Below are 23,656 nucleotides of genomic sequence, written 5' to 3'. Positions count from 1 at the left end.
GCTGTTCAACAATGGACGATTTTCGGCGTGGGTCGACGCATTTGGCCCCGGGCGCAGTGCAGGGGGGACGGCGGCCGGGTTCTCGGCCGGCTGCGATCAGTCCTCACGCGTCCGCGCGTAGTGCCGGGACGCCTTCGCGCGGTTGCCGCAGGTCGCCATGGAGCACCAGCGCCGCGTGCCGTTCCGCGACGTGTCGAAGAAGTGCAGTACGCAGGCGCTGTGGGCGCAGGCGCGGATCCGGCCGGGCGCGGCGCGCAGCAGGTCCAGGTAGTCGCGCACGGCCGTCCAGCCGGGCCCCCAGGCCGGGTCGGCGAACTCGGACCGTTCCTCGGGCCCGGCGGCGGTGAGCGCGGCCCGGATGTGCCCGTGCTCCAGGACGGCGTCCACCGCGGCGCTCGCCACGGGGTCGCCGGGGTGGTCCACGGCGGCGGCCAGCGCGTCACGGGCGGCGCGGGTCCGCTCCAGGGTGGCCTCGTCGGCGGTGAAGCGGGTGTCGAGGCCGTGGACCGCCAGCCAGAGGCGCAGCCCGTCCGCGGTGTCGAGCAGGTCCCGCTGCTCGCCGTCCTGGGTCCATCGGGTGTTCAGCAGGTCCAGCGACAGGGGCTCGCCGGTGAGCGGGCGCGGGTCGGACGCGGTCATGGCGGGCGCTCCCTCGGGTCGGCTAACCCCTCAAGGGTACGTGAGCGGTTGACAGGGCAACTCTAACCGTCTAATGCGATCAAAAGAGTTAGACTGGACGTGTCGACCTCCGCCACGAGCCTCCGCGGCGGACGGCGACGCGCATTCCCGGCCAATCGGCGGAGCCGGGCGGGCGAGTGGACGCGACCGCCGGTCGGGCGCGCCCCGCACCGCCTAACCTCTGCGCATGAAGCAGCACTTGAGGGTCGCGGCGTACGCCGTGTGCGTACGGGACGGGCGGATCCTCCTCGCCCGGTGGGTGGCACGTGACGGGACCAGGCGCTGGACCCTGCCCGGCGGGGGGATGGACCACGGCGAGGACCCGGTCGGTACGGTCGTGCGCGAAGTGGCGGAGGAGACCGGCTGCACGGCCGAGGTGACCGCGCTGCTCGGGGTCGACTCCATGACCACGCGCAGGCCCGGCAGGTTCGGTTCCGGCGAGGACTTCCAGAGTCTGCGCATCGTCTACGAGGCCAGGATCACCGCCGGCGAGCCGCGCCCCGAAACCGACGGCTCCACCGACCTCGCCGCCTGGCACCCCCTGGACTCCGTCCCGGCACTCGAACGCGTCTCGCTGGTCGACATCGGCCTGGAGCTGTGGCGTACGCGCCCCGCGCTCGGCCGGGTGGACGGCTCAGTCCACGGCACAGGCTGAAATCCGCTCAACCCCCCACGCACCGCTCAACTCCGCCCGCCGGCCGCGAGTCCTGTCCGCCGAGCCCGTTCACGACGGCACGCAGACAGGAGATTCGCATGACGGCACGTCCTGCCCCGAGGATCCGCACGGCCCTGGCCGCGGCGACGACGGTGGCCGCCCTCACCGCCACCGCCCTGGTGACCCCGGCGACGGCGTCGGCGGCCGAGCAGCGCACCCCGGACCGGCACGCGGCGACCCAGCGGGCGCTCGAGCAGGCCGTCGAGGCCGGCTCGCCCGGGGCGCTCGCGCAGGCCACGGACCGGCACACGACCTGGAACGGCGAGGCGGGCGTGGCGGACCGCACCACCGGCAGGGAGCGCGGGCCCGCGGACGGCTTCCGCGTCGGCTCCATCACGAAGACCTTCGTCGCCACGGTGATCCTCCAGCTCGAGGCGGAGGGAAGACTGAGCCTCGACGACACGGTCGAGCGCTGGCTGCCGGGGCTGGTCCGGGGCAACGGCCACGACGGGCGGACCGTCACCTTGCGCCGGCTCCTCAACCACACCAGCGGCATCCACGAGTACACCGACGACCGGGAGTTCCTGGGCAAGGTCTTCGGCGAGGGCTTCTTCGAGCACCGCTACGACACCTGGGCGCCGCGCGATCTCGTCCGGATCGCCCTGCGGCACGAGCCGTACTTCGCCCCAGGCGCCGGCTGGCACTACTCCAACACCAACTACGTGCTCGCCGGGCTCGTCGTCGAGAAGGTGACCGGACGTCCTTACGGCCGGGAGATCGAGCGCCGGGTGCTGCGTCCGCTGGGTCTGCGCGCCACCTCGGTGCCCGGCACTCGGGCGGCGATGCCGCGGCCCAGCGGGCGGGCGTACTCGGTCCTCGTGGGACCCCGGCCCGGCACCGCGATCCACGACGTCACGGAGCTCAACCCGTCGGCGGCCTGGTCGGCCGGCGAGATGATCTCCACGACGGGGGATCTGAACCGCTTCTACCGTGCGCTGCTGGGCGGCAGGCTGCTGCCGAAGGGCCAGCTGACCAAGATGACCACGACCGTGCCCGTCGGAGCGGAGGCGCCGAACCACCACTACGGACTGGGGCTGATGTCGCAGAAGCTGTCCTGCGGCAAGGAGGTCTGGGGCCACGGTGGCGGAATCCACGGCTCCAGCTCGGAGGCCGTCAGCACCCGGGACGGCCGCCGCGCCCTCGCGCTCAACTTCAACAGCGACTGGGCGGGGGACAGCGCTGCCGTCGTCGAGGCGGAGTTCTGCCGGTAGGCCGACGGCCCCGACCGCACCGGTCCGGGTCCGGCCGGAGCCGCCGCCGTCCACCGGGCGGCACCGCGCCGGCCCGGCCCGGGCCGAGAGCCCGGGGCAGCGCCGCACGGACGCGGCTAGCGGGGGAGCACGACGACATACGGCGTCGGCTCCCGGTCCGAGGAGGCCATCAGGGCCGTACGGAGCACCATCGCCTGCTGCACGGGGGCGTCCCGCAGCTTCCTGGGCGAGATCTGGATCACGGTGATCCCGAGCCGCTCCAGATGCTCGCGCTGACGGCTGGACGCGGACCACTCCGGGTCCGCGTCCGGCCCGTCGTGGACGGCCGCGGGGCGCGGCGCGCGGGTGTCGAGCCCGACGGCGACGGCCTCCTCGGGCCAGTAGGCGTCGACACTCCCCAGCTGCGGGCCGCCGGGCAGGCGCAGGTCCACGTTCCACACCGGCTCGGGAAGCCCGTACAGCCGTACGAGGTCGTAGAGGCGCCCCTCGGCGACCGCCCGGCCCTCGGCCAGCAGGGAGTCGACGGCGTCCACCACGTGGGGGCGGGACAGCAGCCGGGCGCGGGTCAACTCGGCCACCACGGCGGCCGGTTCGCAGTGCCCGGCGCGCACGGCCTCGGTCAGCAGCCGGCGCACCGCCCCCGGGTCGGTCAGCCGTGCCACGGCGTCGGCCAGCGCACGCGCCACGGGGGCGACGGGCAGCCCCGTCACCACGTCCGGCCTCGGCATCGCGTGCGTACGGATCAGCCGGGCGCAGCCCGCCGAGCGCAGCCGCCGGGTGCGCGGCACGAGCACGTCGATCCGCTCCAGCCCCGTCAGGGACGGTACGGAGGCGAACCGGTGCAGCGCCAGCGCCGCCAGCCCCGTCACCATGACCTCGCCCTCGTCGGGGCGGCCGGCGTACGTCACCGCCGCGTGCAGCCGCTCCTCGCTGGTGGGCGTCCCGGGGTGCAGCAGGAACACCCCCGGCAGGAGCTGCTGCCAGGGACCGCCGGGGCCGCACCTCTCGGCGGCGCGCTCCGCGGTCACGCCCCGGGCGCGCAGCTGCGCACCCGACAGCACGCGTCGCCGGACATCGGAGAGGTCGCTCAACGGGCGGGGGGAGAGAGGGGTGTTGTGGTTCATGCACCGCCAATTCCCGCACGGTCGCGGGCTCCTAACCCCTGTTACACAGCCGTCGACAATTCTGGACATCCCCGTCCTAAAGTACGGGCGTTCGATGGCCGATCAGTTCTGCCCGCCCGGACCCCGCCGGGCCCGTGGCCCGGCGGGGGAATCGACGACGGAGAGCGGCGCCGTCAGCTGCCGGAGGCCGCCGCGTCGCAGGACTGGGCCCGCAGGGCGCGGGCGAGGTCGTCCCGGGACTCGAGCACCAGCCGGCGCAGCGCCGGGGGTGCGTCGGCGTGGGAGCCGAGCCACCCGTCCGTCGCCCGCAGCGTGGCCTCGTCGTCCTGGAGCGCGGGGAAGAGACCGCGGACCACGTCCATGCCGATCTGGATCGACCGTTCCGCCCAGACCCGCTCGATCGCCGCGAAGTACTTCTCGGCGTACGGCGCGAGCAGCTCCCGCTGCGACGCCTGGGTGAAGCCCGAAATGGTCGCCTCCACCAGCGCGTTGGACAGCGCCTCGGACTCCACGACCTGCGCCCACGCCTGGGCCTTGACCGCGGCGGAGGGCCGCGCGGCCAGGCACCGCACCTGGTGGCGCTTGCCGGACGCGGTGTCGTCCCGTGCCAGCTCCGCGCCGATCGCCTGCTCGTCGGCCACCCCGTGCGAGGCCAGCGGCTCCAGGAACGCCCAGCGCAGCTCCTGGTCCACGTCCAGCCCGTCGATCTTGGCGGTGTCCTCCAGCAGCCCCTGGAGCAGCTGGAGATCCGCGTCCGTGGCCGCCACGGACGCGAAGAACCGTGCCCACGTCAGCTGGTGCTGGCTGCCCGGCTCGGCGAGCCGCAGTTCCCGCAGCGCGCGCTCCGACAGCCTCCGGCCGCCCTCCTCGCGCCACTCGGGAGCCGCGTAGTGGACGAGCGCGGTGCGGGCCCAGGAGTGCACCATCTGCAGCACGCCGATGTCCGACTCCCGGCCGGCGAAGTCCAGGACGAGCCCGACGAAGTCCCGTGCCGGCATCAGGGCGTCCCGTGTCAGGTTCCACAGCGCCGACCAGCACACCGCCCGCGCCAGCGGGTCCGTGACCGAGCCGAGGTGCCCGCGCAGCGTCTCCAGCGAGCCCTCGTCGAAGCGGACCTTGCAGTAGGTGAGGTCGTCGTCGTTGACGAGCACGAGCGCCGGGCGCTCCCGGCCGGCCAGTTCCGCCACGACCGTCCGCCCCCCGGTGACGTCCACCTCGGCCCGGGCGTAGCGCACCAGCTCGGTGCCCTCGTGCCGGTACAGGCCGACGGCCACCCGGTGCGGCCGGGCCTGCGACGAGCCCGCGGCACCGGGTCCGGCGTCGCCGTCCTGCACGACCGCCAGCTCGGTGATCCGGTCGCCCGCGTCACAGGTGAGCTGCGGCGTCAGCGTGTTGACCCCGGAGGTCTCCAGCCACGAACGCGACCAGGCCTTCATGTCCCGTCCGGAGGTCTCCTCCAGCACCGACAGCAGGTCGTCGAGACGGGTGTTGCCGTAGGCGTGCCGCTTGAAGTAGCGCCGCGCGCCCTCCAGGAACGCCTCCGGGCCCACGTACGCGACGAGCTGCTTGAGGACCGACGCGCCCTTGGCGTAGGTGATCCCGTCGAAGTTGAGCTTGGCGTCCTCGAGATCGTGGATGTCCGCCGTGATGGGATGCGTGGACGGCAGCTGGTCGGCCCGGTACGCCCACGCCTTGCGGTTGTTGGCGAACGTCACCCAGCCGTTGCGGAAGCGGGTCGCCTCGACCAGCGAGAACGCCCCCATGAAGTCGGCGAAGGACTCCTTCAGCCACAGGTCGTCCCACCACTGCATGGTGACCAGGTCGCCGAACCACATGTGCGCCATCTCGTGCAGGATGACGTTCGCCCGGCGCTCGAACGAGGCCTGCGTCACCTTGCCCCGGAAGACGAACTCCTCGCGGAAGGTCACACAGCCCGGGTTCTCCATCGCGCCGAGGTTGTACTCGGGCACGAACGCCTGGTCGTACTTCCCGAACGGGTACGGGTAGTCGAAGTGGTCGTGGAAGAAGTCCAGGCCCTGCTTGGTGACGAGGAAGATGTCGTCCGCGTCGAAGTGCCTGGCCAGCCCCTTGCGGCACATGGCGCCGAGCGGGATCTCCAGCGTCCGCCCGTCGTCGAAGGTGCGGGTGTAGAGGTCGGTCTCGTAGTGGTAGGGACCGGCCACGACGGCCGTGATGTACGTGGAGATCGGCTTGGTCTCCGCGAACCGCCAGGTCCCGCCCTCGCGCGACTCCACCGCGCCGTTGCTCCAGACCGTCCAGCCCTCGGGTGCGGCCACCTCGAAACGGAAGGGGGCCTTCAGGTCCGGCTGCTCGAAATCGGCGAAGACCCGTCGGGCGTCGGCGGGCTCGTACTGCGTGTACAGATAGACCTCGCCGTCCTCCGGGTCGACGAACCGGTGCATGCCCTCACCGGTCCGGCTGTACGCGCACTGCGCGTCCACCACCAGGACGTTCTCGTCCTGGAGGCCGCTCAGGGCGATCCGGGAGCCGTCGAAGACCTCGGCCGGGTCGAGCTCGCGGCCGTTGAGCGTCACCGCGTTCACCGAAGGGGCGACGAGGTCGGCGAAGGTGCCGTCGCCCTCGCCGGTGCGTCGGAACCTGATCGTGGTGACCGAACGGAACGTCCGCGGCTGCGCCTCCTCGCCCTCCGCGGTCGCGGACCGCAGGTCGAGGAAGACCTCGTACCCGTCGACCGACAGCAGCTCGGCCCGGACGCGGGCCTCGTCGCGGGACAGATTCTCTCCGGGCACGTCCACTCCTTCGTGTCTCGTTCGGACAGGACCGATCCTCGCATGCGCTCGTGACCCGGGGCATGGGGGAATGCGGTCGGCGAGCGCCGGTGTTGCCCTCCCTGAGCGCGCCCCCATCACGAGCACGAGGAGTGACATGTCCGACAGCAGGACCCCCGCCGACTTCTGGTTCGACCCGCTGTGCCCCTGGGCCTGGATGACCTCCCGCTGGATGCTCGAGGTCGAGAAGGTGCGGCCGGTGGAGGTGCGCTGGCACGTCATGAGCCTGGCGGTGCTCAACGAGAACAGGCTGGACGAACTCCCCGAGGAGTACCGGGAGGCGATGAGGAACGCCTGGGGTCCCGTACGCGTCGTGATCGCCGCGCAGCAGAAGTACGGCGACGAGGTCGTCGGCCCCCTCTACACCGCCCTCGGCACCCGGATCCACAACGAGGGCCGCGGCATCACGCCCGAGGTGGTCCTGGAGGCCCTGGACGCGGTGGGCCTGCCGGCCGGGCTCGCGGACTACGCCGAGTCGGACGCCTACGACGCCGAGCTGCGTGCCTCCCACGAGGAGGGCATCAGCAAGGTCGGCCAGGACGTCGGCACGCCCGTCATCGCGGTGCCCGGCGCGGACGGCGAGCAGATCGCCTTCTTCGGCCCGGTCGTCACCCCGGCGCCCAAGGGCGAGGAGGCGGCCAGGCTCTGGGACGGCACGCTGATGGTGGCGTCGATCCCGGGCTTCTACGAGATCAAGCGCACCCGGACGAAGGGCCCCGACTTCTCCTGACGCGCCCGCCGGCCCGGGACGGGCCGGAATCGGAAGGACCCCCGCGAGTCATGTCCTCGAGGGGGTCCTTCTTCTTTCCGCCTGCCGGTGAAGGTTGAGAAGACGATCACGAGCAGGACGGCCTGCGGCCCCGTGACGGGGACCGTGTCACGGGGTGATCAGCGGGGTCCGGTCCTTGGCCCCGGCGTAGCGCTTCGCCACGTCCTGCCAGTTGACGACGCCCCACATGGCGTCGATGAAGTCCACCTTCTGGTTCTTGTACTGCAGGTAGAAGGCGTGCTCCCAGGCGTCGAAGACCAGGATCGGCACCGAGCCCTGGCCGACGTTGCCCTGGTGGTCGTAGACCTGCTCGACGATCAGCCGGCCGCTGACCGGCTCGTAGGCCAGCACGCCCCAGCCCGAGCCCTGGGTGGTCGCGGCGGCCTTCGACAGCTGCGTCTTGAACCTGGCGAAGGAGCCGAAGGACTCGGTGATCGCGTCCGCCAGCTCGCCGACCCCGTCCGCGGCCAACGGCTCACCGCCGCCGCCCTCCTTGGGCGCGGTCATGTTGTGCCAGTAGATGCTGTGCAGGATGTGGCCGGAGAGATGGAACGCGAGGTTCTTCTCCAGGCCGTTGATCGAGCCCCATGCTTCCGTGTCGCGCGCCTCGGCCAGCTGCTCGAGGGTGTCGTTCGCGCCCTTGACGTAGGCGGCGTGGTGCTTGTCGTGGTGCAGCTCGATGATCTCCGGGTTGATCACCGGCTCCAGCGCCGCGTAGTCGTACGGAAGTTCAGGAAGCGTGTAAATGGCCATGTCCGAGCCCTCCGACTGCTTATTGCAAACTCTTCGCAGTTGCAGGCTAGCAGCAGGAGGGCTCCGGACTTGATCAGCCCTTCGTCCTGGACCGTGCGTCGCGGATGGTCGCGGATGGTCGCGGTGGTCGGGTGGTCGGGGAGGTCCGGGAGGACAGAGCCGGCATCGGGGAACCGGCCGGTGGCGGAAGGCTTCGACGGGCTACGGGGGGCGCGGCCGGGCAGCTCCGGATGCGCTCGGCTCCGCACGCACGAGGACCCCCGGGCCGAAACGGCCCGGGGGTCCTCGTGTCGCGGACGGCGCCCGCTCAGTCCTTGACGGCGGCCGTCTCCGGCACCGGGTCCTGCGCGGTGCCGACGGCTCCCCGGTTCGCGAGTCCGGCCTTGCGCCTGCGCTGCAGCACGGCGCCCGAGGCGGCCAGCACCAGCGTCATCAGACCGGTGGCCATCAGCTGGTCGCGGGTGTCGGGCTGGCGCAGCATCAGGACGAAGATCGCGAGCATGCCCGCGATGGAGATCCAGGTCAGCACCGGGAACAGCCACATCCGCACCACGAGCCGCTCCGGTGCCTCGCGCTCCGTGCGGCGCCGCAGCACCAGCTGGGAGACGGCGATGAAGAGCCAGACGACCAGGATGACCGCGCCGATCATGTTCAGCAGCCACGGGAAGACGTCGTCCGGACGCCAGTAGCTGAGCAGCACGCACAGGAAGCCGAAGACGGAGGAGACCAGCACGGCGATCCGCGGCACCCCGCCGGAGACCCTGCCGATCGCCTTCGGGCCCTGGCCGCGCGCGACCAGGGAGTACGCCATGCGGGAGGCGCCGTAGATGTTGGCGTTCATCGCCGACAGCAGCGCCACCAGCACGACGATCTGCATCACGAGACCGGCGCCCGGGATGTCCAGGTGGTTCAGCGCGGTGACGTAGGGGCCCTTGTCGGGGTCGGCGACGTCCGGGTCGTCCCACGGCACCAGCGTGACGATGACCGCCATGGAGCCGATGTAGAAGAGCGCGATACGCCACATCGCGGTGCGCACGGCCCTGGCGACACCCTGGACCGGGTGCTCGGACTCGGCCGCCGCGATGGTGACGGTCTCCAGGCCGCCGTACGCGAAGACCGACGCGAGCAAGCCGATGACCAGTCCCTCCGTCCCGTGCGGCAGGAACCCTCCGTCACCGGTGAGGTTCGCCGTGCCGGGTGCCTCCGTCCCCGGCAGCACGCCGAGGATGGCCAGGCCGCCGAGGATCAGGAACAGCGTGATCGCACCGACCTTGAGCGCGGCGAACCAGAACTCGAACTCGCCGAAGTTGCGCACCGCCGCCAGGTTGGTACCGCAGAACACCAGCATGAACAGTGCGACCCAGGCCCATTCCGGGGTGCCGGGCAGCCAGCCGCTGACGATCTTCGCGGCACCGATGCCCTCGAGGCCGACGGCGACGGACAGCAGCACCCAGAACGACCAGCCGGCGGTGAAGCCCGCCCAGGGACCGAGCGCCCGCTCTGCGTGCACCGAGAAGGAGCCGGACGCCGGGTTCGCCGCGGACATCTCGCCGAGCATGCGCATGACGAGCATGACGAGCAGGCCGGACACGGCGTAGGCGACGACGATGGACGGGCCGGCGGCGGCGATACCGGCACCGGAGCCGACGAAGAGGCCGGCGCCGATCACGCCGCCGAGGGCGATCATCGACAGATGGCGCTGCTTGAGGCCATGGGCGAGCGGCGAGTCGGCTTGGGTGCCGACGGGCGCGGGCGCCGAGGTCCGAGACATGGGAGTGCCTGTTCATGAGCGGATGAGGGAGTGGCCCACAGTCTGGAGGGCGTACCGCTCACTGAGCATCGATGACCGCTATACGGACAAGATGCTCACACAATGTGAAGAACTAGGCACGGCTCGCCCGCATGTCGCGCAACTCCCGGAGCCCCGCCACCAGCAGCACCAGCGCCGTCGCCCCGCCCGACCACAACACCTGCGGCCGGGCGGCCTCGTCACCGAGCATCAGCACCAGCACGGCCACGATCCCGGCGAGCGCCACCCAGGTCAGCCACGGGAAGCCCCACATCCTCAACGTCAGCCTCTCCGGCGCCTCGCGTTCGATCCGGGGGCGCAGCCGCAGCTCCGACACGGCGATCAGTCCCCACACGAACAGCAGCACCGCGCCGACCGCGTTGAGCATGTAGAGGAAGACGGTGTCCGGCCACTTCAGATTGAGCAGGACCGACACGAACCCGAACGCCACGGACGCGAACACGGCCCGGCGCGGCACCCCGCCGCCGGAGACCCTGAGCAGCCCCGTGGGCGCCTCGCCGCGCTCGGCCAGCGAGAACACCATCCGCGAGGAGCCGTAGAGATTGGCGTTGAGGGCGGAGAGCAGCGCCACGAACACCACGATGTTCATGATCTGCCCCGCCCCCGGCACGCCGATCGCGTCCAGTACCGCGACGTACGGACTGCGGCCCGGCTCCATCGCCGTCCACGGCAGCACGGTCACGATCACCAGCATCGAGCCGACGTAGAAGAGGAGGATGCGCCACACCGCGCTGCGCACCGCGCGCCCGACCGCGTGGGCCGGATCGTCCGACTCGGCCGCCGCGATCGTCACGACCTCCAGCCCGCCGAACGCGAAGACCACGGCGAGGACGCCGGCGACGACACCCTCCCACCCGTTGGGCAGGAAGCCGCCCTGTCCCGTGAGATTGGCCAGGCCCACCGGTTCCGTGTCCGGCAGCAGTCCGAGGACCGCCAGCGTGCCGAGGGCCAGGAACAGCACGATCGCGCCGACCTTCAGCGCCGCGAACCAGAACTCGAACTCGCCGAAGTTCCGCACGGCGGCCAGATTGGCGGCGGTGAAGACCGCCATGAAGATCAGCACCCAGGTCCACTGGGGTACGCCCGGCACCCAGCCGTTGGCGATCGTGGCCGCGCCGGTCGCCTCCACGGCGAGCACGACCACGAGCAGGAACCAGTAGAGCCAGCCGACGGTGAACCCGGCCCAGCGGCCGAGGGCCCGCTCGGCGTGCACGGAGAACGCGCCCGACGCGGGCATCGCCGCCGACATCTCCCCGAGCATCCGCATGACGAGCATCGCCAGCGCGCCCGCGAGGAGGTACGAGACCACGATGCCGGGACCCGCGAGCGCGATGCCCGCACCGGAACCGACGAAGAGCCCCGCCCCGATCACCCCGCCCAGACCGAGCATCGTCAGATGGCGCTGCTTCAGCCCGTGGGAGAGGGGTTCGGCCTCGGCGGCCAGAGGGCTGGGCGGTGCGTCGTGCATGTGCTGGTGACTCTCGACAGTACGGGGATTTGGCAGGAACCTACAGTCTCCCCGAGCATCGCCCGCTTCTCCAAAACGGCACCTCTCGTCCATCACCGCAGTGACGAGCATCACGCGTGCCTGGCGCTTGTTCCGGCCACTTTGTTCGAACTCCACCATGCGGCGGAGCGGGCCTTTGTCATCGGCTGACGGTGATCGGTCGTTCACCGCTGGGTTAACGTCGCCATGTCCACAACGACATCGTCATCACGCCCTCGCACCCGGAGTCCCGATGAGCACTGCTGCCGCTTCCGCCCCCCGCCAGGGGCTGGTCCTCGCCGATCTGCTGCCCGCCTCGCGCGCCAAGTCCGCGGTCGACGCGGCCCTGGTCCTCGGCGGTGCGGCGCTCACCGGCGTCGCCGCGCAGATCTCCGTCACCGTGCCTGGCTCCCCGGTGCCGGTCACGGGCCAGACCTTCGCCGCCCTGCTCGTCGGCACCGCGCTCGGCGCCCGCCGCGGCTTCCTCTCCCTCGCGCTGTACGCCCTCGCCGGAATGGCGGGCGTGCCGTGGTTCGCCGAGGCGTCCTCCGGCTGGGCCATGCCGTCCCTCGGCTACATCCTCGGCATGCTGGTCGCCGCGACGGTCGTGGGCGCCCTCGCCCGGCGCGGTGCGGACCGCTCCGTGCCGCGCACCGCGGGTGCGATGGTCCTCGGCTCCGCGATCATCTACGCGATCGGCGTGCCGTACCTGGCTCTGGCCACCGGCATGACGCTCACCCAGGCCGTGGCCGCCGGCCTCACCCCGTTCCTGATCGGCGACGCGCTCAAGGCCGCGCTCGCGATGGGCGCGCTGCCCGCCGCCTGGAAGCTCCTCGGCCGCCGCGGCTGAGCACAGGAACCGTTCCGTACCCGAAGAGGCCCGCCGGTCGTCACGACCCGGCGGGCCTCTTCCGCTGCGTACCGGTACGAAGCGGGGCGCCGGGGCCCGGAGCGGGGAGCGTCCGGCGCCGGCGCCCACGACGCTCGCCCCCCGTGCGGCTCCCTCCGTACCCGGCCGAGGGGCACGGCGACGGATCACCGCGTACGGAGGCCGACGACGGCGCACGCCGACGGGCCGTCCCACGAGGCGGACGGCGACGGCGCACGACGAGGGGCGCCCCGCACTTCCGTGCGGGGCGCCCCTCGTTCGGTGCCGTTCCCCGCCGTCGGGCCACCAAGGGCCCGACGGCGGACGGTGTCAGCGCTTGGCGTCCTCGGGCACCTCGGAAGCCGGGACGGCGGCCTCGGTCCGCTGCGCCGGGATCGCGTCCGCGGCCGGCTTCGGCCGCACCCGCTGGAGCACGACACCGACGGTCACCACGACGGCCGCCACCAGCAGGGACAGCAGCACGACCTCGCGGTTCGCGTCGTCGAAGAGCATGTAGCCCAGGACGAAGACGATCATCGCGGCCGTCGCCCAGGTCAGGTACGGGAAGAGCCACATCTTCACCGTGACCTTCTCCGGGGCCTCACGCATCAGGATCCCGCGCATGCGCAGCTGCGTGAAGCAGATGACGAGCCAGACGAAGAGCGCGACCGCACCCGAGGAGTTCAGCAGGAACAGGAAGACCGTGTCCTTGTAGGCGTAGTTGGCCCAGACGGCGCCGAAGCCGAAGACGACCGAGGCCAGGATGGCGGTGGTCGGCACGCCCTTGCCGTTGACCTTGGCGAAGGACTTCGGCGCGTCGCCGCGCTCACCGAGGGAGAACGCCATGCGGGAGGCGGTGTACAGACCCGAGTTGAGGCAGGACAGCACGGCCGTCAGCACGATCACGTTCATGATCTGGCCGGCGTGCGGGATGCCGATGGAGTCCAGGGCCGCGACGTACGACCCCTTCTCGACGATCGACTTGTCGTTCCACGGCAGCAGCGTCAGCACGACGAAGATCGAGCCCAGGTAGAAGACCGCGATCCGCCAGATCACGCTGTTGGTGGCCTTGGTGACCGCCCGGCGCGGGTCCTCGGACTCGCCGGCGGCCAGCGTGACGATCTCGCTGCCCATGAAGGAGAAGACGACCATCAGCACACCGGTGAGGATGGCGCCCGCGCCGTTGGGCAGGAAGCCGCCGGCGTCGGTCAGGTGCGCGAAGCCCGCGCCCGGGTTGTCCGAGCCCGGAAGCACGCCGAAGACGGCCAGCAGACCGATGACGACGAAGGCGCCGATGGCGACGACCTTGATCCCGGCGAACCAGAACTCGAACTCGCCGTACGACGAGACCGAGGCGAGGTTGGTGGCGGTGAGCACGACCATCACGATCAGGGCCCAGGCCCACTGCGGGACGGCCGGTATCCAGCCCTCCAGGATCACCGCACCCGCGGTGGCCTCGACCGCGAGCACGACGACCCAGAAGAACCAGTAGAGCCATCCGATGGAGAAGCCTGCCCAGCGGCCGAGCGCACGGTCGGCGTACGCCGAGAAGGAACCCGAGTTCGGGCTCGCGGCGGCCATCTCGCCGAGCATGCGCATCACGAACACGACCAGCATGCCCACGAGCAGGTACGACACGAGGATCGCGGGGCCGGCGGCGGCGATGCCGCCGGAGGACCCGACGAACAGTCCCGCGCCGATCACGCCACCAATGGCGATCATGGACAGATGGCGATTCTTCAGTCCGGCCTTGAGACCGTCGGAGGGCTGGGAAATACCGGGTTCACCGGCATTCGCGCCTGCCTTCGTAAGGGTCGGCTGGGGGTTCATGGACGATTCCTTACATGTGCGGTTCGCTCGGGTGACGAGCCCGAGCATTCAAACCGTTGACCCGTCGGTAAGGAAGACCTGACTCCGGATCGTGATGAGGGGCACGTCGCCCGGTCACTCTCCGCGGTCGCGCGGTCATCCGAGAGGGTCCGCCGCCGGACCCCGCTGACGTCTGCCCCGCCTCGCGCGTGCCACACTCGGACCATGCGCGTGTACCTCGGCTCCGACCATGCCGGCTTCGAACTCAAGAACCACCTCGTCGAGTGGCTCACGGCCCACGGCCACGAGCCCGTCGACTGCGGCCCCCACATCTACGACGCCCAGGACGACTACCCGCCGTTCTGCCTGCGCGCCGCCGAGCGTGCGGCCGCGGACCCCGACAGCCTCGGCATCGTGATCGGCGGCTCCGGCAACGGCGAGCAGATCGCCGCCAACAAGGTCAAGGGCGTCCGCGCCGCGCTGGCCTGGAGCGTGCAGACCGCCGCCCTCGGCCGGGAGCACAACAACGCCAACGTCGTCGCCGTCGGTGCCCGCATGCACACGACCGACGAGGCCACCACCTTCGTCGAGGTCTTCCTCAAGACCCCGTACTCGGGCGAGGAGCGCCACACCCGCCGCATCGAGATGCTCGAGCGGTACGAGACCACCGGCGAGCTGCCCCCGATCCCGGCCCACCACCCGCAGGAGCCGACCGCCTGATGCCCGAAGGGCACACCATCCACCGACTGGCCGCCGACTACCGGGAACGGTTCGGCGGCCGGTCCGTGCGGGTCACCAGCCCGCAGGGCAAGTTCGCCGACTCCGCCGCGCTGCTCGACGGCACGGTCCTGGAGCGCACCGAGGCCCACGGCAAGCACCTCTTCCTCGGCTTCGGCGGCTCCGACGGCGGCGAGTGGATCCACATCCACCTCGGTCTGTTCGGCAAGGTGGACTTCGGTGGCACGCCCGCGCCGCCGCCGACCGACACCGTGCGGCTGCGGCTCGCGAACCCCGACGCGTACGTCGATCTGCGCGGCCCCACGGCCTGCGCCCTGATCACCGACGGGGAGAAGGCCGCGATACACGCACGGCTCGGCCCCGATCCGCTCCGGCCGGACGACGGCCCCGACCGCGCCTGGGCCAGGATCTCCCGCTCCCGGACGACGATCGCCGCCCTGCTGATGGACCAGAAGGTCGTCGCGGGCGTGGGGAACGTCTACCGCGCGGAAGTCCTCTTCCGGCACGGCATCGATCCGTACCGCGCGGGCAGGGATCTCACCGAGCGGGAGTGGCGGGCCCTCTGGGCGGACCTGGTCGCCCTCATGCGCGAAGGCGTACGGAACAACCGCATCGACACCGTCCGGCCCGAACACACGCCGGAGGCGATGGGCCGGCCGCCGCGCGTCGACGACCACGGCGGCGAGGTCTACGTCTACCGCCGGGCACAACTGCCCTGCCACATCTGTGGCGGCGAGATCCGCACCGCCGGTCTCGCCGCCCGCAACCTCTTCTGGTGCCCCGGCTGCCAGTCCTAGCTGTATTGCCCCGCGCAGCTCCGCTACGGGCGGCCGGCCCCACGCCCGGGGCGGGCGGCCCGGAGCGGCCCCGTGAAGCGGAGGGCCGGGCAGTCCCGTGACGTGGGACCGGAGCGGCCTCACCCGGTCACGGGACCGCCGTGACGCGTGGCCGGACCGGACCGCTCTCGTCCGCGCGGAACCGGACCGGCCCCACCCGCCCTAGAAGCCGTGCGGCAGCCAGGGCGCCTGGTCCGAGCCGAAGGCCGTCGACGCCTCCGCCAGCGCGCCGCCGCGCAGCTCGCGCACCCGCCCCGCCCCCGCCAGGGACGACAGCGTCATCCCGCCCAGGTAGGCGGCGCCCAGGTCCCGTACGTTCAGGGCCAGATCGGCAGGACCGGCCGTTCGCTCGCAGGCCCCTCCCTTCGCGTCCCCCGACAGCCGCCAACGGCCCTCGTTCCAGGGGCAGAACGCGTCCTCCACCTCGAACACCACGTCCACCGGCGTCCGGTACGTCCTCGCCGCCAGTGCCGCGCCCACGTCGACCAGCCGGGCGTGCAGCGAGTCCCGCACCCGGACACCGCAGCGCCGGACGTCCGTGACGAGATGCAGCAGCGGGTCGTCCACCGGCCGGTTGCGGACCCGGATCCGCGACGTCAGGTCGACGCCGAAGAGGAAGCGCCACAACGCCGCGTACGCGACTGGGTCCAGCGCGTCGATGTCCCGCAGCAGGATCGAGCCGTTCGGCCCCGAGGCGTCCCAATCCGGCTTGTTGTGGAAACGGACGTAGCCCACGACGTCGCCGTCCCGCTCGGCGAGTACACACTGCAATGCCGAGGCGCCCTCGCGATCGGCCGGCGGATCCAGCAGCGGCAGCCGCTCCCAGCCCGGTGTCCGCGCCGGCATCCCGGGCCGTGAGCCGTTCGTGCTCCGGTACACCGCCTCACAGGCCCCGGCCGACTCCTCCACCGGCGCGAACCGCAGCCGCACGTCGTCCGTCCCGGGCGGCGCGGTGATCCGCGCGCGGACGGTGTCGATGTCCAGGCTCAGTTGGTGCGTGGCGACGCCGTACCCGAAACGGCCGTAGATGTCCGGCTCCGACGCGGTCAGCAGGGCGAGCGGTTCACCCAGTTCACGGACGTCGTCCAGCTGGCGCCGCATCATCGACGTGAGCACGCCGCGCCGCCGGTGGGTGGCGGCCACGCTCACCATCGTGACCCCTGCGGCGGGCACGAACGACCCACCCGGCACCGACACCCGGAACGAGAACGCCCCGGCCGTGCCGACACAGTCGTCGCCGTCCCACACACCGATCGAACGCTCGCACTCCGTGAGTTCGTTCCAGAGCTCGCGCTCCGAGGGGGACTCGGGGACGCCGCCGAAGGCGAGCTCCAGCCTCCCGTACCACTGGTCCCACTCCTCGCGACGGAGTACCCGCAGTTCAGTCGTCATGCGCCATGCCTACCAGGGCACCGCGTCCCGTCGCGACCCGATTTCGAACGCAATGTCATGGGGTCCCCCTCCACGCCGGACGAGGGTGTGGATAGGGTCGCCGACGATGGAACGTGGCGCAGCGGACTCGTACGCGGCCCGGATGCGCAAAGCGACGCACCGGGCCCGCACGACGCTGCGCAGATCCGGGGTCGACTACTTCCGCGGCGACGGCTCCGACTGGATCGCGCTGGCCGGGCTGCTGCTGACCGTCCCGGCGATCGCCTGGGGCACGATCCTCATGCCGGTGTGGTGCACACCGGCCGCCCTCGTGCTGCCGATCGTCGCAGGCGGACTGCTGCTGCGGCCCGCGAGCCTGCTCAGCCTGTACGCGGCCGCGGCCCTGGCGCTGATCGTCGAATCACTGGTGCTCGGCCCTTACACGGAGGGCCCGGCCCGCGTCACCCCGGGGACCGTGCTGGTGGTGGCGGCCTGCGGATTCTTCGGGCTCCTCATCGCCCAGTTCCGTGCCCGGGTCGGAGTGCCCTGGCGGCGCGGCGGCACGATGCTCTTCGACCTGCGCGAACGGATCCGGGTGCAGAGCGCCCTGCCGCGGCTGCCGCAGGGCTGGCACCGCGAGATGGCCCTCCGCCCGGCCGGCGGCCAGTCGTTCTCCGGGGACTTCGTCGTGGCCGCCCGCACCAGCGGCGGCCGGACCCTGGAGGTCGTCCTCACCGACGTCTCCGGCAAGGGCATGGACGCCGCCTCCCGCGCGCTGCTGCTCTCCGGTGCCTTCGGCGGCCTGCTCGGGTCCCTCCCGCCGCACGGCTTCCTCCCCGCCGCCAACGCCTATCTCCTGCGCCAGGACTGGGACGAGGGCTTCGCGACCTCCGTCCACCTCGTGCTCGATCTGGACTCCGGCGACTACGAACTCCTCTCCGCCGGCCATCTGCCGGCGCTCCAGCTCCACGCGGGCACCGGCCGCTGGGAGGAGAAGGCGGCGGAGGGCCCGCTGCTCGGGGTGTACGAGGGCGCCCAGTTCGACCCGGTCAAGGGCACCCTGCGGCCCGGCGACGTGCTGATGCTCTTCACCGACGGCCTGGTCGAGGCGAACGACCGGGACATCGCCGAGGGCATGGACCGCCTCACCGGCGAGGCCGACCGCTATGTGGCGACAGGCTTCGAGGGGGCCGCCTGGCACCTGATCGAGGCCGTGGCCAAGGACGTCAACGACGACCGGGCCCTGCTGCTGCTCCGCAGGGAGTCATGACACCGGCGCGGGCGGCCCGGCGCCCTCGGGTTGGGTCCGGCAACTCCCCCCGCCCTCCGGGCTGACGGCGCCCCGTGCCGGACACGGCCTAGAGTCGTCGACATGCCGAACCTCACACTCGACCAGGTCGAGGCGATCGCCCGGGAAGCCCACGCGCAGCAGACGGACAAGGCGGGACGGCCCTACGCCGAGCACCTCCGGGCCGTGGCCGACGGCGTGAGGGAGCGGGGCGGCACCGACGAACAGATCGCCGCCGCCTGGCTGCACGACGCGATCGAGGACGACGTGCTCTCGCGTGAGTGGCTGGCCGCCGCCGAACTCCCCGGGCAGGTCAAGGACTTGGTCGACGCCATGACCAAGCGCCCGGGGGAGGACGCCGAGTCGTACGCCCGGCGCATCCTCGCCACCCCGGGCGCCCGCCTCGTCAAGGAGGCCGACCTCGCCCACAACGCCGATCCGGACCGGCTCGCCCTGCTCGAGGAGCCGACCCGGTCCCGTCTCACCGCGAAGTACGCGACGATGCGGCGCCTGCTCGGCCTGACAGCCGGGTGACGTCCCGGCGGAACGCCCACGACAGCTCCGGCTCGGTCGCGAACCGCAGTGCACGCCGCACCGGCGGGGTGCAGAACAGCGTCACGGCCGCGGCAGCGGCCAGCGTGACCGCGATCTCCCCGGCGGGCTCCGCCAGCCACGGGTGCTGCGCCACCAGCCCCAGGTAGTCCAGGGATTTCACCAGGAAGCCGTGCAGCAGGTAGCCGCAGATGGTGCCCGCGCCCAGCACGGTGAACCACGTCCTGCGGCGCGGGACCCAGGCGAGGAAGGCGGCCGTGAGCAGCAGCGCGCAGGCGAACAGGCCGAAGGTCATCAGCGGACCCGCCCACCAGGGCGCGTCCAGCTCCTCGGCGCTGGTGGAGCGGTAGAACCAGCCCATCCGCACGTCCGGCGCCACCCAGTAGGTGAACAGCGCGGCGCCCGCGACCACCGGCAGCGCCAGCAGCCGCACCTCGCGGCGCCGCAGCATCTGGAAGTGCTCCGGCCGCATCAACAGGCCCAGCACGAAGAACGGCAGGAACTGCAGGATGCGCTGGAGGTCGAGGTCCTGGCCGATGCCCGGTGTGAGCGAGCCGAGCGACGCGATGACCAGCGCCACCGCCAGCGGATGCTTGACCGAACGCCACAGGGGCGTCGACAGCCGCCACACGAACAGGGCGATCAGGAACCAGGTGAGGTACAGCGGATCGGTCAGGCTGAAGGGATAGTCGGGGTCGTCGTCGGCCCACCGCTTGAAGAGCGTGTACGCGATCTCGAAGACGAAGAACGGCACCACGACACCGCTGACGAGCCGCTTCAGCTGGTCGGGACGGCCCTGGAAACTCCGAGAGAAGTAGCCGGAGATGATGATGAACGCCGGCATGTGGAAGGTGTAGACGAACATGTACGCCGCCCTGGTGGCGCGGCTGCCGTCCATCACCGGCTCCCACGCGTGCGCCACCGCCACCAGCACGATGGCGAGGTACTTGGCATTGTCGAAGTAGGCGTCGCGTCTCTTGACCGGCGCCGCCTGTGCCTCCTGCGACACCGCTGCCGGTGGCGCGGGCGGTGTCGGTTCGGCCGTCGCTGTCCTCCCTGGGAGGGGCTCCGGCTCACGGGAGGCGTCGGGGACGCGGTCCCTCTGCAATCCATTCGGAGCGTGGAACATTCGAGGCACCCTAACGGGATGCAATGGAATTCGTAAAACCCACCGGAAGAACTCCTGCATTCGTCCCCGACACGACCATCAAACGTCCGATATGCCCCAATTAATCCCGCTTAAACGGGGCGAAACGGCGTAGCTCAAGTCATCGGTGAATTTCCTCACCGGCCTTTTCTGAATTTCCTGTGACCCGCATGTGTGTATTTCGCACCGCCGGGTAGCAGTAAGCGGTGATGCGCCGCCGTCCCACCCGTCGGCGCATCGTGATGTGATCTGATCCATGTACCGACGGTTCGTCAGGCGGTCACCGCCGCCAGGCTGTTGGTGGCACGATGGTGGGGACGGGGGTGTGCCGGGCCGCACGCCCCCCGGCGGGCTAGGCGGACCGACCGAGGGTGTGATCAGTTGTGGCCATTTCACTGTCTGTGGTGCTGCTGTTGGCGATCATCCTCGTGGTGATGATCCGCGGCGGATCGATCAAGGCCGGTCCCGCGATAGTGGCGGCGCTCTTCGGCTTCTTCCTCGCCTCGACCGGTATGGCGCCGTCGATCAACAACTTTCTGAACTCGCTCGCGGATTCCATCAACGCGATCAGATTCTGAACCGTTTCGTTCGTCTTCTTCCGTCGATCCTCCTGGCCACCCGCCCGGGTCCGGACGGCGGCCGGGGACGCGCGGACCGGAGGCGCACCCGGGGAGCGCGACAGCGCCGGGAACGCATCGGGGGCCGGACCGGAGGGGGCATCCTCCGGTCCGGCCCCGAGCGGTGTGCACCGGGTGACGGAAGCCAGTGCCCTGACCGCGTCGGCCGGGTGCGGCTCGCGCGTTCGGCCGCCCGCGCCCGACGGGCGGTGCGCTCGTTCGGCGCCGTGCCGTCAGGTCCTTGACGAGCCGCCAGCCACTCCCGTCGCGCTCGAGGACGAACCGGTGCTGCCCCACGTAGGGGACGGTCGGCCGCAGATCGCGTCCGTGCCTGTCCGACGTGTACGGCGCGGTGATCCCGTGGACGATGAATCGGGCGCGCTTCTTCTCCACCCGGCGCACCAGGGCCTTGGCGTCGGCCTGGTTCCAGAGGTCGCCTCCCGGCGGAGCCGTAAGTCCGCCACTGCGCCCCGGGTGCGTCCGCGACCCGCTGGAGGACCTCCTCGGCCGCCTGCTCGAGAGACCTCTCCTCCCCCTCACGATCGGCGGTCGCGGCCGTTTCCTCACCACGAGTCCGGCCGGCACCACCATGAGCACCGCCGCGACCGCGGCCGGCCCCACCTTGTGCCTCCTGTCCGTCCTGCCCCCACCTCAGCACTGGCACATCGACATGGTCGACGCGCCGAACTGTCCGGAATCAGCGGCGGTCACACTCCCTGCCCAGGCGAATCCGCAGGTGGCAGGCTTGACCATGGCCCTGGCCGGTCAGGGCGGGACGCGTGGGAGGACGGCGCCGGGCTCGCGTGCAGGATCCGTGGCTGACCGTGCCCCCGACGGGCGCGCGGAGCCGGACGGGGACCGGGGAAACGCATCAGGGCCAGGCAGAGGATTAGACCTCTGACCTGGCCCTGAGCCGTAGAGAGCGGGCGACGGGAATCGAACCCGCGTAGCTAGTTTGGAAGACTAGGGCTCTACCATTGAGCTACGCCCGCAAGCACCGCGCCGCAGGTCGTGGTGGCCGCGGCACGAAGAGCATCGTAGCGGGTCCCCGACGTCCGTCGCACACCCATTGCCCCGGCCGCGCCCCGGGCGCCTTCTAGGACCGGGGAACCGCGGGGAAAAGGGGCCTGACCACAGCCTGGGGGCATGTACCCTACGTGTCGCACCGACGGGGTGTGGCGCAGCTTGGTAGCGCGTCCGCTTTGGGAGCGGAAGGCCGTGGGTTCAAATCCCGCCACCCCGACCAACATCGCGATCACGCCTGGGCCAAGATCGCATTGTGGGGCTGATCCCGCTTGCGGTTACTATGCAATCTGTGTGCCCGTGTGTCTGACCGAGTGTCCGAAGCGCCGGGCCCGATCCGCTGCGCCGCCGCCGGACAACACTCCGTGGTGGACCCAGCAGAACCCCAGAATTCAGCCACCAAGGAGACCGAACCGTGAAGAGCGCCGTGGAGACCCTGAACCCGACCCGGGTTCGGCTCACTGTCGAGGTGCCCTTCGAGGAGCTCAAGGACAGCCTCGACGCGGCGTACAAGAAGATCAACCAGCAGGTCACGGTCAAGGGCTTCCGCAAGGGCAAGGTCCCGGCGCGCGTCATCGACCAGCGGTTCGGCCGCGGCGCGGTGCTGGAGGAGGCTGTCAACGACGCGCTCCCGAAGTTCTACACCGAGGCGGTCAACGAGGCGGAGATCAACCCGCTCGGCCAGCCCGAGGTCGACATCACCGAGCTGAAGGACGGCGAGACGCTGAACTTCACCGCCGAGGTCGACGTCCGCCCGGCCATCGAGATCCCGGACTACTCCGGCATCGAGATCGAGGTCGACGCCGTCGAGGTGTCGGACGAGGACGTCGAGAAGTCCGTCGAGCAGCTGCGCACCCGCTTCGCCTCCACCTCCCCGGTCGAGCGCGCCGCCGCAGAGGGCGACGTCGTGACGATCGACCTCGAGGCCAAGGTCGACGGCGAGATCCTCGCGGACGGCGTCGCCGACGGCGTGCAGTACACGATCGGTTCCGGAGAGCTCCTCGACGGCATCGACGAGGCCGTGACCGGCCTGGAGGCCGGCGGCGAGGCCACCTTCACGTCCCAGCTCAAGGGCGGCTCGGCCGAGGGCAAGGACGCCGAGATCACCGTCAAGGTGACCCAGGTCGCCGCGCGCGAGCTGCCCGAGCTGGACGACGAGTTCGCCCAGATGGCCAGCGAGTTCGACACCCTCGAGGAGCTGAAGGCCGACAGCCGCAAGCGCCTCGAGAACATGAAGCAGTACGACCAGGCCACGCAGGCCCAGGAGCGTGTGCTCGAGAAGCTCCTCGAGCTGGTCGAGGTCCCGATCCCCGAGAAGCTCCTCGAGGACGAGATCCGCACCCGCAAGCACAACCTGGAGCACCACCAGCTCGGCCAGATGGGCCTCGACCTCGCCAAGTACCTGGAGATCCAGGGCAAGACCGAGGAGGAGTTCGACGCCGAGACCAAGGAGCAGGCGGTCAAGGGCATCAAGACCCAGTTCGTGCTCGACGAGCTGGTCACCAAGGAGAAGCTCAACGTCAGCCAGGAGGAGCTCACCGAGCACCTCATGCGCCGCGCCGCCTCCTCCGGCATGTCCCCCGACCAGTTCGCCCAGGCGGTCGTCGAGGGCGGCCAGGTGCCGATGCTCGTGGGCGAGGTCGCCCGCGGCAAGGCCCTCGCCACGGTCGTCGAGGCCTCCACGGTCAAGGACACCAACGGTGAGGTCGTCGACATGAGCGACGACGAGGACGAGGTCGAGGAGGCCACCGAGGTCGCCGCCGCGGCCACCGGTGACGAGGAGAAGTCCGAGGCCTGAGCCCGGACTCCCGCCACGGCGCGGGCGCGCTGAACCGGCGCCGCCCCGCCCGGCACCGATCCGTTACGACGGGCCCGGAGCCGCGCCGACGCGCGTCCGGGCCCGTCGCCGTACCCGGAGGCCCGGCAGGGCCCCCGCGGCGCCGCAGGGACCCCCGAGAGCCCCGGCTGCCCACGCCGCCCGTGCCGGCCGCACATCCACGGGGCGTATTCATACCGGCGCGCGCCCCCTAGCTTGCGCTGCCAGCGAACAG

Annotated in this window: 19 protein-coding genes and 2 tRNA genes; 11 read left to right on the top strand and 10 right to left on the bottom strand. The window is 71.3% G+C overall.

Annotated elements, in window-relative coordinates; all coding sequences use genetic code 11:
• Window positions 1-96: 96 nt before the first annotated feature.
• Window positions 97-639, bottom strand: a complete 543-nt coding sequence (locus tag QRN89_RS11870; protein ID WP_290349317.1) for a CGNR zinc finger domain-containing protein — start codon at window positions 637-639, stop codon at window positions 97-99.
• 226 nt (window positions 640-865) lie between these two features.
• Here QRN89_RS11870 and QRN89_RS11865 point away from each other — a divergent pair, with 226 nt between their 5' ends.
• Together QRN89_RS11865 and QRN89_RS11860 are read left to right on the top strand one after the other, a co-directional pair.
• Window positions 866-1,333, top strand: a complete 468-nt coding sequence (locus QRN89_RS11865; RefSeq protein ID WP_290349316.1) for an NUDIX hydrolase — start codon at window positions 866-868, stop codon at window positions 1,331-1,333.
• 98 nt (window positions 1,334-1,431) lie between these two features.
• On the top strand, window positions 1,432-2,604 hold the full coding sequence (locus tag QRN89_RS11860) for a serine hydrolase domain-containing protein (RefSeq protein ID WP_290349315.1): 1,173 nt from the start codon (window positions 1,432-1,434) through the stop codon (window positions 2,602-2,604).
• Between the two features lie 116 nt (window positions 2,605-2,720).
• Here the strand turns inward: QRN89_RS11860 and QRN89_RS11855 are convergent, their stop codons facing one another.
• Both QRN89_RS11855 and pepN read right to left on the bottom strand, forming a co-directional pair.
• A complete protein-coding gene (locus tag QRN89_RS11855; RefSeq protein ID WP_290349314.1) occupies window positions 2,721-3,728 on the bottom strand; it encodes a hypothetical protein in 1,008 nt (335 codons plus the stop codon).
• Window positions 3,729-3,901: 173 nt separating this feature from the next.
• A complete protein-coding gene (gene pepN, locus QRN89_RS11850; RefSeq protein WP_290349313.1) occupies window positions 3,902-6,499 on the bottom strand; it encodes an aminopeptidase N in 2,598 nt (865 codons plus the stop codon).
• Window positions 6,500-6,635: 136 nt separating this feature from the next.
• Between pepN and QRN89_RS11845 the strand changes: the two genes are divergently transcribed.
• The gene (locus tag QRN89_RS11845; protein WP_290349312.1) at window positions 6,636-7,268 is read left to right on the top strand and encodes a mycothiol-dependent nitroreductase Rv2466c family protein; all 633 of its coding nucleotides are present in this window, start codon (window positions 6,636-6,638) and stop codon (window positions 7,266-7,268) included.
• Window positions 7,269-7,415: 147 nt separating this feature from the next.
• Here the strand turns inward: QRN89_RS11845 and QRN89_RS11840 are convergent, their stop codons facing one another.
• The 3 genes from QRN89_RS11840 to QRN89_RS11830 all read right to left on the bottom strand — a co-directional run bounded on the left by QRN89_RS11840 (window position 7,416) and on the right by QRN89_RS11830 (window position 11,338).
• Window positions 7,416-8,060, bottom strand: coding sequence for a superoxide dismutase (locus QRN89_RS11840; RefSeq protein ID WP_290349311.1), 645 nt, complete (start codon window positions 8,058-8,060; stop codon window positions 7,416-7,418).
• A 307-nt stretch (window positions 8,061-8,367) separates the two neighbouring features.
• Window positions 8,368-9,831, bottom strand: a complete 1,464-nt coding sequence (locus QRN89_RS11835) for an amino acid permease (RefSeq protein WP_290349310.1) — start codon at window positions 9,829-9,831, stop codon at window positions 8,368-8,370.
• Window positions 9,832-9,943: 112 nt separating this feature from the next.
• Window positions 9,944-11,338, bottom strand: coding sequence for an amino acid permease (locus QRN89_RS11830; RefSeq protein WP_290349309.1), 1,395 nt, complete (start codon window positions 11,336-11,338; stop codon window positions 9,944-9,946).
• Window positions 11,339-11,609: 271 nt separating this feature from the next.
• On the opposite strand from QRN89_RS11830, the gene QRN89_RS11825 reads away from it, so the two are divergent.
• The gene (locus tag QRN89_RS11825; protein WP_290349308.1) at window positions 11,610-12,206 is read left to right on the top strand and encodes a biotin transporter BioY; all 597 of its coding nucleotides are present in this window, start codon (window positions 11,610-11,612) and stop codon (window positions 12,204-12,206) included.
• A gap of 348 nt (window positions 12,207-12,554) precedes the next feature.
• Here QRN89_RS11825 and QRN89_RS11820 read toward each other — a convergent pair whose 3' ends face one another.
• Complete coding sequence (locus tag QRN89_RS11820; RefSeq protein ID WP_290349307.1) at window positions 12,555-14,054, bottom strand: amino acid permease; 1,500 nt, start codon at window positions 14,052-14,054, stop codon at window positions 12,555-12,557.
• A gap of 204 nt (window positions 14,055-14,258) precedes the next feature.
• Between QRN89_RS11820 and QRN89_RS11815 the strand changes: the two genes are divergently transcribed.
• Both QRN89_RS11815 and QRN89_RS11810 read left to right on the top strand, forming a co-directional pair.
• A complete protein-coding gene (locus tag QRN89_RS11815; RefSeq protein WP_290349306.1) occupies window positions 14,259-14,753 on the top strand; it encodes a ribose-5-phosphate isomerase in 495 nt (164 codons plus the stop codon).
• The gene (locus QRN89_RS11810) at window positions 14,753-15,568 is read left to right on the top strand and encodes an Fpg/Nei family DNA glycosylase (RefSeq protein WP_290349305.1); all 816 of its coding nucleotides are present in this window, start codon (window positions 14,753-14,755) and stop codon (window positions 15,566-15,568) included. Before QRN89_RS11815 ends, QRN89_RS11810 begins: the two co-directional genes overlap by 1 nt.
• Window positions 15,569-15,769: 201 nt before the next feature.
• Here QRN89_RS11810 and QRN89_RS11805 read toward each other — a convergent pair whose 3' ends face one another.
• The gene (locus QRN89_RS11805; protein WP_290349304.1) at window positions 15,770-16,999 is read right to left on the bottom strand and encodes a GNAT family N-acetyltransferase; all 1,230 of its coding nucleotides are present in this window, start codon (window positions 16,997-16,999) and stop codon (window positions 15,770-15,772) included.
• Window positions 17,000-17,105: 106 nt separating this feature from the next.
• On the opposite strand from QRN89_RS11805, the gene QRN89_RS11800 reads away from it, so the two are divergent.
• Together QRN89_RS11800 and QRN89_RS11795 are read left to right on the top strand one after the other, a co-directional pair.
• Entirely contained in the window at window positions 17,106-18,248 is a 1,143-nt protein-coding gene (locus tag QRN89_RS11800) for a PP2C family protein-serine/threonine phosphatase (RefSeq protein ID WP_290349303.1), read from the top strand.
• Window positions 18,249-18,350: 102 nt separating this feature from the next.
• The gene (locus QRN89_RS11795; protein WP_290349302.1) at window positions 18,351-18,800 is read left to right on the top strand and encodes an HD domain-containing protein; all 450 of its coding nucleotides are present in this window, start codon (window positions 18,351-18,353) and stop codon (window positions 18,798-18,800) included.
• Here the strand turns inward: QRN89_RS11795 and QRN89_RS11790 are convergent.
• Window positions 18,748-19,947: an acyltransferase family protein gene (locus QRN89_RS11790; RefSeq protein ID WP_290349301.1), complete on the bottom strand. Its 1,200-nt coding sequence runs from the start codon at window positions 19,945-19,947 to the stop codon at window positions 18,748-18,750. The genes QRN89_RS11795 and QRN89_RS11790 overlap by 53 nt on opposite strands.
• 401 nt (window positions 19,948-20,348) lie before the next feature.
• Between QRN89_RS11790 and QRN89_RS11785 the strand changes: the two genes are divergently transcribed.
• Complete coding sequence (locus QRN89_RS11785; protein ID WP_290349300.1) at window positions 20,349-20,543, top strand: hypothetical protein; 195 nt, start codon at window positions 20,349-20,351, stop codon at window positions 20,541-20,543.
• Between the two features lie 960 nt (window positions 20,544-21,503).
• On the opposite strand, the gene QRN89_RS11780 is transcribed toward QRN89_RS11785, so the two are convergent.
• Window positions 21,504-21,574, bottom strand: a tRNA-Gly gene (locus QRN89_RS11780).
• A gap of 177 nt (window positions 21,575-21,751) precedes the next feature.
• Between QRN89_RS11780 and QRN89_RS11775 the strand changes: the two genes are divergently transcribed.
• Window positions 21,752-21,828 (top strand) — tRNA-Pro (locus QRN89_RS11775).
• A 192-nt stretch (window positions 21,829-22,020) separates the two neighbouring features.
• Window positions 22,021-23,403 (top strand): trigger factor, encoded by a 1,383-nt coding sequence (tig, locus tag QRN89_RS11770; protein WP_290349299.1) that lies wholly within the window; start codon window positions 22,021-22,023, stop codon window positions 23,401-23,403.
• Window positions 23,404-23,656: the final 253 nt, after the last annotated feature.

It is taken from the genome of Streptomyces sp. HUAS CB01 (assembly GCF_030406905.1).
GTDB classification, from domain to species: Bacteria; Actinomycetota; Actinomycetes; order Streptomycetales; family Streptomycetaceae; genus Streptomyces; species Streptomyces chengbuensis.
This window is presented reverse-complemented; position numbering and strand designations above follow the sequence as displayed.